Genomic DNA, 13,731 nt, shown 5'->3' with positions numbered 1-13,731 from the left:
CGGCAGCCGGGTCACGGGTGTGGTCCCGGCCCGGCCCGGTCAGATGAGGAGCGGCAGTACGTCGGCCCCCAGGCGCCGCACGTTCTCCTCCGTCGAGGCGAGATCGCCCGAGCCTTCCACGAGCAGCGCGAACCGGGTGATGCCCGTACGCTCCGCGGTCGCCGCCAGCCGGTCCGCCGCCAGCCGGGGCCGCCCCACCGGGTGCAGGCCGCACAGCAGCTCGGTGTACGCGACGGGGTCGCGCATCGTGCGCTCCCTGCCGTCGACGGTCACATGCGCGCCGAGCCCCTGGCGCAGCCAGCCCGGCATCGCCTTGACCAGGGTCTCCCTGGCCTCGGTCTGGTGGTCCGCGATCTGCGCCACCCCGGCCGACACGTGCGCGGCCCGCTCGATCTGCGCCGCCGGGCGGCCCGCCGCGCGCGCGTGCCGACGCCAGAGGGCGACCATCTCCGCCTTCTCCTCGTCGCCGCAGTGCATCCCCAGCAGCATCGGCAGCCCGTGCTCGGCGGCCAGCTTCACGCTCGTGGGTGACGTGCAGGCCATGATCGTCTCGGGTCCGCCGGGTCCGCCGGGTCCGTCCTTACCGTCCGTACCGCCGGGTCGGTCCTTGCCGCCCGCGCGGCCCGGCTCCCCGGAGCCGACCGCGCGGCAGGTGCCCGGCCGGGCGTCCGGGTCCGGGGCGAGCAGCTCGTCGGGCCGGGGCACGACCGGGACCTCGCGGAAGCCGAACCGGTCCCCGTCGGCCGACACGCGCGGCTCGCGCAGCCAGCGCAGCAGCAGGCCGAGGGACTCGGGGAAGTCCCGCTCATAGGCCCTCAGGCCGGTCCCGAACACCTCCAGGTCGACCCAGGGCCCGCCCCGGCCCACCCCGAGCGTGAACCGTCCGCCGGACAGCAGATGCAGCAGCGCCGCCTGCTCCCCGAGCGCCACCGGATGTACGTTCGGCAACACGCTGACCGCCGTACCCACCCTGATGCGTCGCGTACGGCCGAGGAGCAGCCCGGCCAGGGTCACGGCGGACGGGCAGACGCCGTACGGCACGAAATGGTGCTCGGCGAGCCAGACCGAGTCGAGCCCGGACTCCTCCGCCAGCTCGGTGGTGCGCACCGCCCGGTGCAGGGCTTCCCCCTGTCCCTGGCCCGGGAACTGGGCGGCCAGTACAAAAGCTCCAACACGCATCGCCTTCTGCCTCCTTGCGGCCGACGCGACTCCCCCTACCGGCAACAACGTCTGACACGTGCCAAAGGCACGGCCAAACGTAAAAGTCTTGCGATTGTCCGGTAAGTACCTTCTGCGTATCGGGGGATTCGCGCCGCGCGGGACGTGTACCCGGTGCCGGGAGCCGTAGGCTGGGGCGGATCGTGCCGTCTGTCCCGTGAGGTGTCCTGTGTCCCCGCGCCGCAACCGCCCCCGAGGCGGCGAGAGTCCGACCGAGCCCGCCGCGGAGACGGGGGAGCGGTACGGCGGCTTCCAGAGATCCGAAACATGGCAGGGCGAGAACTGGTCAGTCCGTCACGTGGCCGGGGCAAGTGCCGCGGGCAAACGGTACCGCTGCCCGGGGTGCGACCAGGAGATTCCCTCCTCGGTGCCCCATGTGGTGGCCTGGCCCGAGTACGGCGGGGTGGACGACCGGCGCCACTGGCACCAGGCGTGCTGGAAGGCGAAGGACCGCCGCACCTCGCGGGTGCAGCGGTCCCGCAACGGGCCGAGGTACTGACGGCGCCGGTCCGCCGACGGCCCTGACCGGCTCAGACGTCGCGCCGGTCCAGCGAGAAGTACGCGCCCACCATCGCGACCGCCGTCACCACGAGCATGATCCACAGCGGCTCCCAGCCCCGCGGCCCCGAGCCGACGGAGTCGAGGCTGACGTCACTGCCGTAGAAGACCGACAGCTGGGCCGGGATGCTGTAGGTGAACATGGCCTCGCGCAGCCAGGTGAGCGACTCCGAGAGCATGAACATCGCCATGACCAGCGGCAGCAGCACCAGCCCGATCATCACGGTGATCGCGCCCGCCGAGTGCCGGATCAGCCCGCCGACCGCCAGCGAGAGCAGCCCGAGCACCGCCAGATAGAGACTGACCCCCACGGTCGAACGGAACCACTCCTCACCGGTGGGGGAGCGGCCGTCCAGGACGGCGACCTGGAGCGCGCCCGTGACCAGCGTGGTGACCGTCGAGACCACGAAGACGACCAGGGAGAAGACCAGCGACTTCGCCGCCAGTACCCGGCCCCTGCTGGGGCACGCGGTCAGGGTCGAACGGATCAGGCCCGTGCCGTATTCGGAGGAGATGACCAGCACCCCCAGCGTGATCACGCACATGGTGGCGAGCAGGACACCGAAGAATCCGAGAATGAGAACGTTCTCGTTGCCGACGTCGTCGCTCGTGGCGGCGACCGCCGCCGCGGTCAGCAGCCCTATCCCCAGGATCAGCGCGACCATCACGCCGAGCGTCCACATGGTGGACCGCACGGAGCGGATCTTGGTCCACTCCGAGGCCACGGCGTCGCCGAGATGAGTGGGCCGGGCCGGGATCGGCGAGGTGTATCCGAAGGAACCGTCGCCAGGCGCGTGGCCGTGCGGCTGCGGGGGGCCGGAGTGCGGGCCCTGCTGGTACCCGGGCCGCGGGCCCTGCTGGTACGGGGTCGTCATCGGGCGTCCTCGTCGGTGTCGCTCTTCGTGGGACCGGTGGCGGGCGCGGGGGCCGTGGCGGGCGCGGGCGCGTGCGCCGGTGGCGGTGCGGGTGCCTGCGCGGGCGCTCCGGGCGCCCCCTGGGCGGCCCGGGGCGCGGCGGCGGCGTACGGGTTCTGTCCGGGCGGCGGCGGGGCGTACCAGCCCTGCTGCGGCACCTCGGGCACGACCGGCGTCACGTACCCCTGCGAACCCGCCCCGTAACCCGCGTGCGGGGGTTCAAAACCGGCCAGTTCATCAGCCGTCGAACGATAGTCCACGGCGCTCTGCGTCATCCGCATGTACGCCTCCTCCAGTGACGCCTGGTGCGGTGACAGCTCCCAGAGCCGTACCCCGGCGTCATACGCGAGATCGCTGATGCGCGGCAGCGTCAGCTCCGTGATCCGCAGCGCACCGCCCGGCTCGGTCAGCACCTGGCCGCCGGCCTCGGTCAGCACCGCCGCCAGCTTCTCGCGCTGCCCCGGGTCGCCGTCCGGGGTCCGGGCGCGGGCGAAGTCCGCCGAGTTCGCGGAGATGAAGTCCTTGACGCTCATGTCGGCCAGCAGCTGCCCCCGGCCGATCACGATCAGATGGTCGGCGGTCACCGCCATCTCGCTCATCAGGTGCGAGGAGACGAAGACGGTCCTGCCCTCGTTCGCGAGCTGCTTCATCAGATTGCGCACCCAGAGGATCCCCTCCGGGTCCAGACCGTTGACCGGCTCGTCGAACAGCAGCACCCGCGGGTCGCCGAGCAGCGCCGCCGCGATGCCCAGCCGCTGCCCCATACCGAGCGAGAAGCCCTTCGACCGCTTCCGCGCGACGTCCTGGAGACCGACCACGCCGAGCACCTCGTCCACCCTGGTGGCCGGGATGCCGGAGAGCTGCGCCAGCGACAGCAGATGGTTGCGCGCGCTGCGCCCGCCGTGCACCGCCTTGGCGTCGAGCAGCGCGCCGACCTGGCGCGGCGCGTTGGGCAGCGCGCGGAACGGGTGACCGCCGACGCTCACATGCCCCGAGGTCGGCCGGTCAAGACCGAGGATCATGCGCATCGTCGTCGACTTGCCGGAGCCGTTGGGACCGAGGAACCCGGTGACATGGCCGGGCCGTACCTGGAAGGAAAGGTTGTGCACGGCCGTCTTGGCGCCGTAGCGCTTGGTCAGGCCGATCGCCTCGATCATTCTCCAGCCCCATCGACAGGTCAGGTCGTCGGGGCAGTGGCCGGGTCCGACCGAAAGCCCCCGTAAGAGTAAGGAGGATATCCGGGCGCTGACGGTTCCGGCCAAGTCGTTACGGCGGAGCGTCGCCGCGCGGCCGTACCGGGGTCTCCCGGCCGGCCGCGCCGCGCGCCCGCGCTACGCGTCCCGCTTCCGCATCACCAGGTAGCCGCCGACCAGCGCCGCCACCACCCAGAGCGCCATGATCCCCAGCCCGCCCCACGGCCCGTACGGCCGGTCCGAGGAGTTCAGCGCGTCCGGCACGACCTGCATGATCCGGGATCCGGCCTGGTCCGGGAAGTAGTGGGCGACGTCCTTGGCGCCCGGGACCGCCGAGAGGATTCCGGAGACCAGGAAGAAGAACGGCATCAGGATGCCGAGCGCCAGCATCGAGCTGCGCAGCATCGCCGCGACGCCCATCGAGAACACCGCGATCAGCGCCATGTACAGGCCGCTGCCGATCACCGCGCGCAGCACGTTCGGCTCGCCGATGCCCGTACCGTGGTCGCCCAGCAGCGCCTGGCCGAGGAAGAACGACAGGAAGCCGGTCAGCAGCCCGACCGCCAGCGCCAGCACCCCGGCCACCAGGATCTTGCCGAAGAGGAACGTGGCGCGCTGCGGCACGGCGGCCAGCGAGGTGCGGATCATGCCCGAGCTGTACTCGGAGCCGACCACCAGCACGCCGAAGACCACCATCGCCAGCTGCCCGAGCACCATCCCGGAGAAGCTGGTGTACGTCGGGTCGAAGGTGGCCTGCTGCGCCGCGCCCAGATCGCCGAACTGCGAGTTGAGCAGCGCGGAGAGCGCCGCGCCCAGGGCCACGGTCACCACCAGGGCGCTGATCAGGGTCCAGGTCGTGGAGGAAACCGTACGGATCTTGGTCCACTCCGACTGGAGGACCGCCGGTACCGATGCCATGCTCAGGCCCCCTTGCCCTGGTCGTTCCCGCCACCGGCGGGCGTGCCCCACCCCGGCGAACCCCAGCCCGTCGCGGGCGCCCCGCCGCCGTCCGGGCCCGTGTGCGCGTGGTACTCGACCGACTCCGCCGTCATCCGCATGAACGCCTCCTCCAGCGAGGCGCGCTGGGAACTCAGCTCGTGCAGCACGATGCCGTGGCGCGCGGCCAGCTCACCGAGCCGTTCGGGCTCCACCCCGTCGATCTCCAGCACTCCGCCGGTCCCCTCGACCGCGGTGATACCCGCCTCGTCCAGGGCGTCCTTCACCCGCTCGCGGTCCGGAGAGCGCAGCCGGGTGAAGCTGCGGGAATTCTCGTGGATGAAGTCGGCCATCGACGTGTTCGCCAGCAGCCTGCCCTGCCCGATCACGATCAAATGGTCTGCCGTCAGAGCCATTTCACTCATCAGATGACTGGAGACGAAGACCGTACGGCCCTCCGTCGCGAGCCCCTTCATCAGATTGCGGATCCAGTGGATCCCCTCCGGGTCCAGACCATTGACCGGTTCGTCGAACATCAGGATCTCGGGGTCGCCGAGCAGCGCGGACGCGATACCGAGCCGCTGCCCCATCCCCATGGAGAAACCTTTCGACTTGCCCTTCGCCACCGATGTCAGCCCGACCATGTCGAGCACCTCGGTGATCCGGCTCGCCGGAATGCGGTTGCTCTGCGCGAGACAGAGGAGATTGTTGTAGGCGCTGCGTCCGCCGTGCATGGCCTTGGCCTCCAGCAGCGCGCCGATGTGCTTGAGCGGCTCGGAGAGTTCCCGGTAGTGCTTCCCGTCGATCTTGACCGAGCCGCTCGTCGGGTTGTCCAGATCGAGCATCATCCGCATCGTCGTCGACTTGCCCGCGCCGTTGGGTCCCAGAAAACCCGTCACCACTCCGGGTCTCACCGTGAAGGAGAGATCGTTCACGGCGACCTTGCGACCGTAGCGTTTGGTGAGCCCCGTTACCTCGATCATGCGGCCCAACCTAAAGGCGCACAAAGCCCCCCGCCACCGGAGTGACGAGGGGCTTGCACGATCGTTACGTAATCGTACGGACCGACCGCGGACCGTACGGCTGCCCCGTGAGCAGGGCCGGTGCGCCCGTAACGAGCGGAGCCGTCGGTTCAGCGGGACTGCTGAGCCGGGACCCCGCGCGAGATCGGCTCGTCGTCGGCCGGGGTACCGGCGGCGGCCACCGCGGCTCCGGTCAGCGTGGCGAGCATCTCGCGGACGTTGGTCAGCTGCGCGTTGATCGAGTCGCGGCGGTTGGTGAGCGCCGCCAGCTCGCGCTCCGATTCGCTGCGGATCCGGTCGGCCTTCGCGTTCGCGTCGGCCACGATGTCCTCGGACTGACGCTGGGCCGTCTCGACGGTCTGCCGGGCCCGGCGCTCCGCGTCCGTGCGCAGCTTCTCGGCCTCCAGCCGCAGCTGCTCGGCGCGGTGCTCGATCTCCGCCAGCCGCTTCTCGGCCTTCGCCTGACGGGACGCCAGGTCGCGTTCCGACTGCTCACGCCGCTTGGCGAGGTTCGTCTCGAAGTCCGCGGCGGCCTGGGCGGCCTTGGCGCGGGTCTCCTCGAAGAGCGCGTCCGCCTCCTCGCGCTTGGACTGCGCGTCCTTCTGTGCGTCCGAACGGAGCGTGGACGCGTCGCCCTTCGCCTTGTCGACGATGCGGACGCCTTCGTCCTCGGCCTTCGCCTTGCGCTCGGTGGCGTACGCCTCGGCGTCGTTGCGCACCTGCTGGGCCGCGGACTCGGCCAGCTCGCGGTGCTGCTCGGACGCGCGACGGGCCTCCTCGCGCAGGTCCTTCGCCTCCTCCTCGGCAAGACGGAGGATCTTCTCCACGCGGGCGCCGAGGCCGGCGTACGACGGCTCCGCGTCGGTGACCTGTGCCTGGGCGTTCTGCGTTTCGAGATGGAGTTCCTCGATGCGCTTTTCGAGTGCGGTGATGCGGGACAGCGCGCTGTCACGGTCGGCGACGAGTTTGGTAATGCGGTCGTCCACCTGACCGCGGTCGTAACCACGCCGCACGAGCTCGAAGCCGAATGGGGAGGAAGTGTCGCTCATGGGGTTCCTGTCGAATGAGACCGGTGAGGTGATAGGGGGAATCCTAGGGGCCTAAGCGGCGTGTCATCGAGCGGATGTCGGTTTGATCTGGAGAATGTCCAGCCTTTTGAGTGGCTAGTTGTCGGAAGACTTGCCACTCGAACGGGTGGTTCCGGCCGTGGCGCCCGCCTTGACGGCATTGTCCTTCGCGGGACCCGACGGCGACTCGAACGACTCCAACGCCTCCAGCACGTCCTGGACTCGGGAGATCTCGGCCTGGATGTCCTCCCTCCTGCGCACCAGGATGTCGAGTTCGCGCTGGCCCTCCTCGACCATCCGTTTCGCCTCCTGGTCGGCGTCGGCGCGCGACTTCTCGCCCTGCCGGGTGAGATCGGCCTTCTTCTGCTCGGCCTCCTTGAGCAGCCCCTCCGCCTTGCGCACCGCGGCGATCCGGACCTTGCTCGCCTCCGAATTGGCGTCCGCGACCAGCGCCTTGGCCTTCTCGTCGGCCTCGGCCCGCTGCTCGCTCGCCGCCTTCATCAGATTGTCGACGCGCTCGCCCGCGGTGCGCAGCTGCTCGGCCGTCTCCCGGCGCGCCCGCTCGTGGAGCTGCTCGACCTCGGCCTCGGTCCTGGCCCGCAGCTCCTCGCTGCGCTCCCGGATGGCCGTGGCGTCCCGGCGCGCGCCCACCAGCAGCTCGTCCGCGTCCGTACGGGCCTTCTCCACCAGGGAGTTGCCCTCGACCGTCGCGTCCGAGGAGATCCGGCCGGCCTCCTTGCGGGCCACCGCCACCATCCGGTCGGCCTGCGCCTCGGCCTCGGTGGCGACGTTGAGCGCCTCCTCCTGGGCCTTGTTGATGAGCTGGTCGGCCTGCTCGGCCGCGTCGGAGCGGCGCTTCGCCGCGTCCTTGCGCGCCTCGTCCAGCAGCCAGTCCGTCTCCTCCTGCGCCTCGGTCCTGACCCGCTCGGCCGCCGCCTCGCTCTCCGAGGTGAGCCGCGCCGCCTCCGACCGCAGCCGCTCGGCGGCCTGTTGGGCGGCGCCCACCGTCTCGGCGGCCTCGGCGCGCATCCGCTCGGACTCGCCGCCGGCCTCCGCGATGAGCCGGTCGGCCTGCACCGCCGCCTCGCCCCGGATCCGGTTGGCGTCCTCGCGGGCCTCCGCGCGGGCGCGTGAGGCGTCCTGCTCGGCGGAGGCGAGCGAGTCCGACGCCTCGGTCCTCACCCGTCGCACGTACTCCGCGGTCTCGGAGCGCAACCGCTCCGCCTCCGCGATCGCCTCGTTGACGGTGCGTTCGGCCAGCGCCTGCGCCGCGTCCGTCTCCTCCTGCGCCCGTACGAGCAGCCGGTTCGCGTCCTCGGCGGCGCGCTCCCGCTCCGCGAACGCGTCCGCCCGTACCCGGTCGGACTCGTCCTGCGCCTCGGTCCGCACCCGGTCCGCGGCCTGCTCGGCGGCGGCCTGCCGCTCGACGATCTCCTGTTCGGCCTGGTCCTGCAGACCGGCGACCGAGTCCCGTACCTGCTGGGCGGTCTGCTCGCCCGCCGCCACCAGCTCGGTGGCCCGGTAGTCCGCCTCGGAGACCAGCCGCTGCGCCTCGGTCTGCGCGTCCTCCACCCGTTTACGGGCCGACGCGAGCAGCTCCTCGCTCTGCTCGCGGGCGCGCTCGCGCTCCTGGTCCGCCTCCGCGCGGGCGGCGCTCAGCGTCTCCTCGGCCTCGCGGCGGCGGCGTACGGCCTCCTCCTGCGCGGCGGCCAGCGCCTCCGCGGCCTCGGTCTCGACCCGCTCGGCCGCGGCCCCCGCCTCGGACCTGGTCCGGTCGGCGCTCTCCTGCGCCTCGGTCTTGAGCCGCTCCGCCTCCGCGGCGGCCTCCGACTGGAGCCGTACCGCGGCGCTCTCCGCCTCCGCGCGCGCCTGCGCGGCGTCGGCGGCGGCCTCGGTGCGCAGCCGCCGCGCCTCCTCCTCGGCCTGCGCCTGGAGCGTACGGACCCGCTCGGCCGCCTCCGCGCGCAGCCGGTCCGTCTCCTCAGCGGCCTCCCGGCGGATCCGCTCGCCCTCGGTACGGGCCTCGCCGAGCGCCTCCTCGGCGGAGACGACCCGCTGTTCGGCCTCGGTGTGCAGCCGGGTCAGCTCGTCGGCGGCCTCGGCCTTGCGCGACTCGACGCCGCGCTCGGTCTCCTCGCGCAGCTCGGCGGCGGCCTTCTCGGCGCCGGAGGTGGTGGCCTCGGCCTGCTCCTCGCTCTCCGCGCGCAGCCGCTCGGCCTCGGCGCGGGTGCGCTCCAGGGTGTCCTCGGCCTGCCGGCGCAGCGTGGTGGCGCGCTCGATGGCCTCGGTGCGGACCCGCTCGCTCTCGGTCGTGGCACCGGAGCGCAGCTCGTCCGCGTCCGCCTTGGCCTTGGCGAGCAGCTCCTCGGCGGTCTTCGCCGCCTCCTCGATGTTCTGGACGGCCTCGCGGCGCGCCTCGCCGCGGATCCGCTCGCCCTCGGCGACCGCCTCGGAGCGCAGCTGCTCGGCCTCGCCGCGCAGCCTGCGGGCCTCCTCCTGCAGCTCGACGGTCTTGGCCCGGTACTCCTTGGTGTCGTCCTTGGCGGCGCCCTTGAGCTGGTCGGCCTGTTCCGCGGCCTCGCCGCGCAGCCGGTCCGCCTCGGCCTCCGCCTCGCGGCGGATCCGCTCGGCCTCCTCGCTCGCCGCCCTGGTGGTGGCCTGGGCGTCGTCGGACGCCTTGGTCAGCACCTCCTCGGCGGTACGGGCGGCCTTGGCGAGCTGGGCGGCGGTGTCCTCCGCCGCGACCGTACGGGCCTTCTCGGCGGCGTCGGCGACGAGCTTCTCGCCCTCGGCGCGGGCGTCGGCGAGCGCCTGCTCGGCCTCGGACTTGGTGGCCTCCGCCTCCTGCGTGGCCTCGCCGACCATCCGGGCGATCTCGGACTTGGCCGTACGGGTGCGCTGCTCGTTCTGCGACTCGACGCCGGACAGCCGCTTGGCGGCGGCCTCCTTCGCCTCCCCGACGACCTTCTCGGCCTCGGCGCGCGCCTCGCGCAGCCGCTCCGTCGCCTGCTGCATCCGCTGCTCGGCGGCGCGGCTCAACTCCGCTGCCTGCTGGCGGGCCTGGTCGGACTCGGCCGCCGTGGACGAGCGCAGCTGCTCGGCGTGGCCCGCGGCCTCCTGCGCCTGCGCCGAGGCGGCGTTCAGCAGCCGCTCGGCGTCCTTGCGGGCCCGCAGCAGGATCGCCTCGGCCTCGGCGCGGGACGACTCGGCCTCCGAGCCCAGCCGACGGCGTGCCTCCTCGGCGACCCGGGCGGCCTCCGCGCGCGCGGCGGCCAGCGCCTGCTCGGCCTCGGCGCGCGACTCGTCGAGCAGCCGCCTGGCCTGCGACTCCGTACGGGCCCTGAGCTGCTCGGCCCAGGAGACGTTCTCGTTGACGTGGGACTCGACGGTCTGCCGGCGCTCCGCCAGCTCCTGGTCGAGCCGCTGGCGGCGCTGCACGGCCTCCGTGTGCAGCTCGGCCTGGAGCCGCGCCTGGTGCTCGGCGTGCTCCTGGAGGATCCGCTGGGTCTGGGCGCGCGCCTCGCGCAGCTCGCGCTCGGCGTCCGCGCGCATCTGCTCGGCCTGCATCTGGGCGTTGCGCAGGTGCTGTTCGGCCTGATAGCCGAGGTCGCCGCTGTCATAGGACGGGCGGGTCGCCAGACTGCGGCGCGCCTCGTGAAGCTTGGCGCGCAAGACCTCGACCTGATAACCGAGGTCCTCGGCGTGCTGGACGGCCTTCTCCCGCGCGGTCTTCAGCCGGTCCATCTCGGCTTCGAACCGCGAAAGGTGGTCGTCGTCAGCTCGGTGGCTCTCCTGGCGTTCGTAGCCCCGCACTGCGCGGTCCCATCCGTCCCCTGGTCGCAACTGCCCAATTGAGCACCGCTCTCGGCGAACGGTCCCCCGGGGAATGGTGACAGATCATCGACAGGGGCGCGGCCCCGGCCCGGCCCCGGCCCGGAGCGCCCCACTGTACCGGGCCGGGAATCCTTAAGGTCAGTGCTCCGGGCGGGAGGTGACGAGTTCCGTGAGGACTCCGTGGCAGTCCTTGGGGTGGAGGAAGGTGATGCGCGAGCCCATGGAACCGGTGCGCGGCTCGTCGTAGAGGACGCGTACGCCCTTGTCACGCACGGCCTGGGCGTCCCCGTCCACGTCGGCGGTGCCGAACGCGATGTGGTGCACGCCCTCGCCGTTCTTCGCCAGCCATTTCCCCACGGCCGAATCCTCCCTTACGGATTCGAGGAGCTGAAGGTAGGAAGCCCCGCCGTCGGACGTCTCGTTGATCTTGAGCATGGCCTCGCGTACGCCCTGCTCCTCGTTGACCTCGGTGTGGAACACCTCGAAGCCGTACGTGGCCCGGTAGAACTCGACGGTCGCATCGAGGTCGAAACAGGCGATTCCGATGTGGTCGATTCGCGTCAGCATGCAGACAGTGCAGCGCTACGGGGGCGATTACGCAACGTGCGCGCCGTCACACGCACCGCCGGGTGACCCGGAGCGGTGCCGGTCAGTACATTTGAAGTGAACCATCGTTCACGCGGCGGCGTCGCGAGGCGCCGCTCCCGCCCTCGTGCCGCACGCTCCACACAAAGGGGATCGCGTCTCATGTCTGGATCGAACACCACCACCTCTGTGATCGTCGCGGGCGCCCGTACCCCGATGGGGCGGCTCCTCGGCTCCCTCACGCCCTTCAGCGGCGCCGACCTCGGCTCCTTCGCCATCAAGGCGGCGCTGGAGCGGGCCGGTATCGGCGGCGACCAGGTGCAGTACGTGATCATGGGGCAGGTGCTGCAGGCCGGGGCCGGGCAGATCCCGGCCCGTCAGGCCGCCGTCAAGGCCGGCATCCCGATGAACGTGCCCGCGCTCACCGTCAACAAGGTCTGTCTCTCCGGTCTGGACGCGATCGCGCTGGCCGACCAGCTGATCAGGGCGGGGGAGTTCGACGTGATCGTCGCGGGCGGCCAGGAGTCCATGACCAACGCGCCGCATCTGCTGCCCAAGTCCCGCGCCGGGTACAAGTACGGCGCGATCGAGATGCTCGACTCGATGGCGCACGACGGGCTGACCGACGCCTACGAGAACATCGCGATGGGCGCCTCCACGGAGCACCACAACACACGCCTGGGCATCGAGCGGCTGCCGCAGGACGAGTTCGGCGCGCTCTCCCACCAGCGGGCCGCGGCGGCCCGCAAGAACGGTGTCTTCGAGGCGGAGATCACCCCGGTCGAGATCCCGCAGCGCAAGGGCGAGCCGGTGGTCTTCGCCGAGGACGAGGGCATCCGTCCTGAGACGACCGCCGAGTCCCTGGGGCGGCTGCGGCCCGCGTTCGCCGAGGACGGCACGATCACGGCCGGTACGGCCTCGCAGATCTCCGACGGCGCGGCGGCGGTCGTCGTGATGAGCAAGGCCAGGGCGGTCGAGCTGGGGCTCGACTGGATCGCCGAGATCGGCGCGCACGGCAATGTGGCGGGCCCGGACAACTCGCTCCAGTCCCAGCCGTCGAACGCGATCCGGCACGCACTGGAGAAGGAGGGCATCGGCGTCGAGGACCTCGACCTGATCGAGATCAACGAGGCGTTCGCGGCGGTCGCCGTGCAGTCAATGAAGGACCTCGGGGTATCCCCGGAAAAGGTGAACGTGAACGGCGGCGCGATCGCCCTCGGCCATCCGATCGGCATGTCGGGCGCCCGGATCGTGCTGCATCTGGCGCTGGAGCTGAAGCGGCGCGGCGGCGGGACCGGCGCGGCCGCGCTGTGCGGCGGCGGCGGCCAGGGCGACGCGCTGATCGTCCGGGTCGCCGGATAGGCGCGTACCGCCCAGCGCATACGGTACGTACCGAACCGACGGGAGCTGTGGGAGCTGTGATGCAGGACGTCCCCGAGCTGGTCGCCCAGGCACGGGAGGGCAGGCCGCGCGCCGTGGCCCGGCTGATCTCGCTGGTGGAGGGCGCGTCCCCGCGGCTGCGCGAGGTGATGGCGGCGCTCGCGCCCTTCGCGGGCAACGCGTACGTGATCGGGCTGACCGGGCCGCCGGGAGCGGGCAAGTCGACCTCGACCTCGGCGCTGATCTCCGCGTACCGGCGCGCGGGCAGGCGGGTCGCGGTGCTGGCCGTCGACCCCTCCTCGCCGTTCTCCGGCGGCGCGCTCCTCGGGGACCGGGTACGGATGTCCGAGCACGCCTCCGACCCCGGCGTCTACATCCGCTCCATGGCCACCCGGGGCCATCTGGGCGGTCTGGCCAGGGCGGCGCCGCAGGCGATCCGGGTGCTGGACGCGGCGGGGTGCGACGTGATCGTGGTGGAGACCGTAGGGGTCGGCCAGTCGGAGGTCGAGATCGCGGCCCAGGCCGACACCTCGGTGGTCCTGCTGGCCCCGGGCATGGGCGACTCCATCCAGGCGGCGAAGGCGGGCATCCTGGAGATCGGCGATGTGTACGTGGTCAACAAGGCCGACCGGGACGGCGCCGACGCCACGGCCCGCGAGCTGAACCACATGCTCGCCCTGGGCGAGTCCCGCGGCCCCGGCGACTGGCGCCCGCCCATCGTCAAGACGGTGGCCTCGCGCGGCGAGGGCATCGACGAGGTCGTCCAGGCGCTGGAGAAGCACCGTGCCTGGATGGAGGAGCACGGCGTGCTGACCGCCCGCCGTACCCGGCGCGCCGCCCACGAGGTGGAGACCCTCGCCGTCACCGCCCTGCGCGCGCGCATCGCCGACCTGCACGGGGACCGCAGGCTGGACGCCCTGGCCGAGCGGATCGTGGCGGGTGACCTCGACCCGTACGCGGCGGCCGACGAGCTGGTGGCGGGGGTCACGGGCGGGCGCTGACCGGTCCGCGGCCCTCGGGGGAG

At 72.2% G+C, this 13,731-nt stretch carries 11 protein-coding genes; 3 read left to right on the top strand and 8 right to left on the bottom strand.

Annotation, left to right across the window (positions count from 1 at the left end; genetic code table 11):
* Positions 1-39: 39 nt before the first annotated feature.
* A complete protein-coding gene (locus DVH02_RS14025; RefSeq protein ID WP_114624139.1) occupies positions 40-1,179 on the bottom strand; it encodes an LLM class flavin-dependent oxidoreductase in 1,140 nt (379 codons plus the stop codon).
* A gap of 208 nt (positions 1,180-1,387) precedes the next feature.
* Here DVH02_RS14025 and DVH02_RS14020 point away from each other — a divergent pair, with 208 nt between their 5' ends.
* Positions 1,388-1,717: an ATP/GTP-binding protein gene (locus DVH02_RS14020; RefSeq protein WP_114624138.1), complete on the top strand. Its 330-nt coding sequence runs from the start codon at positions 1,388-1,390 to the stop codon at positions 1,715-1,717.
* A 31-nt stretch (positions 1,718-1,748) separates the two neighbouring features.
* Here the strand turns inward: DVH02_RS14020 and DVH02_RS14015 are convergent, their stop codons facing one another.
* The 7 genes from DVH02_RS14015 to mce all read right to left on the bottom strand — a co-directional run bounded on the left by DVH02_RS14015 (position 1,749) and on the right by mce (position 11,309).
* Positions 1,749-2,651, bottom strand: a complete 903-nt coding sequence (locus DVH02_RS14015) for an ABC transporter permease subunit (protein ID WP_114624137.1) — start codon at positions 2,649-2,651, stop codon at positions 1,749-1,751.
* A complete protein-coding gene (locus DVH02_RS14010) occupies positions 2,648-3,847 on the bottom strand; it encodes an ABC transporter ATP-binding protein (protein WP_114624136.1) in 1,200 nt (399 codons plus the stop codon). Before DVH02_RS14010 ends, DVH02_RS14015 begins: the two co-directional genes overlap by 4 nt.
* Before the next feature lie 174 nt (positions 3,848-4,021).
* A complete protein-coding gene (locus tag DVH02_RS14005) occupies positions 4,022-4,801 on the bottom strand; it encodes an ABC transporter permease subunit (RefSeq protein ID WP_114624135.1) in 780 nt (259 codons plus the stop codon).
* A gap of 2 nt (positions 4,802-4,803) precedes the next feature.
* Positions 4,804-5,802, bottom strand: coding sequence for an ABC transporter ATP-binding protein (locus DVH02_RS14000; RefSeq protein ID WP_114624134.1), 999 nt, complete (start codon positions 5,800-5,802; stop codon positions 4,804-4,806).
* Between the two features lie 149 nt (positions 5,803-5,951).
* Complete coding sequence (locus DVH02_RS13995) at positions 5,952-6,890, bottom strand: coiled-coil domain-containing protein (protein ID WP_114624133.1); 939 nt, start codon at positions 6,888-6,890, stop codon at positions 5,952-5,954.
* A gap of 114 nt (positions 6,891-7,004) precedes the next feature.
* Positions 7,005-10,721 carry a polarized growth protein Scy gene (scy, locus tag DVH02_RS13990; protein ID WP_114624132.1) on the bottom strand — a complete coding sequence of 1,239 codons (3,717 nt, stop codon included), beginning with the start codon at positions 10,719-10,721 and terminating at the stop codon, positions 7,005-7,007.
* Between the two features lie 159 nt (positions 10,722-10,880).
* Positions 10,881-11,309, bottom strand: a complete 429-nt coding sequence (gene mce, locus DVH02_RS13985) for a methylmalonyl-CoA epimerase (RefSeq protein WP_114624131.1) — start codon at positions 11,307-11,309, stop codon at positions 10,881-10,883.
* A gap of 180 nt (positions 11,310-11,489) precedes the next feature.
* Here mce and DVH02_RS13980 point away from each other — a divergent pair, with 180 nt between their 5' ends.
* Both DVH02_RS13980 and meaB read left to right on the top strand, forming a co-directional pair.
* Entirely contained in the window at positions 11,490-12,689 is a 1,200-nt protein-coding gene (locus tag DVH02_RS13980; RefSeq protein ID WP_114624130.1) for an acetyl-CoA C-acetyltransferase, read from the top strand.
* A 59-nt stretch (positions 12,690-12,748) separates the two neighbouring features.
* Positions 12,749-13,708 (top strand): methylmalonyl Co-A mutase-associated GTPase MeaB, encoded by a 960-nt coding sequence (gene meaB / locus DVH02_RS13975; RefSeq protein WP_114624129.1) that lies wholly within the window; start codon positions 12,749-12,751, stop codon positions 13,706-13,708.
* The last annotated feature ends 23 nt before the right edge of the window (positions 13,709-13,731 follow it).

Source organism: Streptomyces corynorhini (assembly GCF_003346515.1).
GTDB classification, from domain to species: Bacteria; Actinomycetota; Actinomycetes; order Streptomycetales; family Streptomycetaceae; genus Streptomyces; species Streptomyces corynorhini.
This window is presented reverse-complemented; position numbering and strand designations above follow the sequence as displayed.

Bases quoted from the DNA above. Each gene is read 5' to 3' on its own strand.
- DVH02_RS13995 (WP_114624133.1), bottom strand. From the start codon at position 6,890: ATGAGCGACACTTCCTCCCCATTCGGCTTCGAGCTCGTGCGGCGTGGT.
- DVH02_RS14015 (WP_114624137.1), bottom strand. From the start codon at position 2,651: ATGACGACCCCGTACCAGCAGGGCCCGCGGCCCGGGTACCAGCAGGGC.
- DVH02_RS14005 (WP_114624135.1), bottom strand. From the start codon at position 4,801: ATGGCATCGGTACCGGCGGTCCTCCAGTCGGAGTGGACCAAGATCCGT.
- DVH02_RS14025 (WP_114624139.1), bottom strand. From the start codon at position 1,179: ATGCGTGTTGGAGCTTTTGTACTGGCCGCCCAGTTCCCGGGCCAGGGA.
- DVH02_RS14000 (WP_114624134.1), bottom strand. From the start codon at position 5,802: ATGATCGAGGTAACGGGGCTCACCAAACGCTACGGTCGCAAGGTCGCC.
- meaB (WP_114624129.1), top strand. From the start codon at position 12,749: ATGCAGGACGTCCCCGAGCTGGTCGCCCAGGCACGGGAGGGCAGGCCG.
- mce (WP_114624131.1), bottom strand. From the start codon at position 11,309: ATGCTGACGCGAATCGACCACATCGGAATCGCCTGTTTCGACCTCGAT.
- DVH02_RS14010 (WP_114624136.1), bottom strand. From the start codon at position 3,847: ATGATCGAGGCGATCGGCCTGACCAAGCGCTACGGCGCCAAGACGGCC.
- DVH02_RS13980 (WP_114624130.1), top strand. From the start codon at position 11,490: ATGTCTGGATCGAACACCACCACCTCTGTGATCGTCGCGGGCGCCCGT.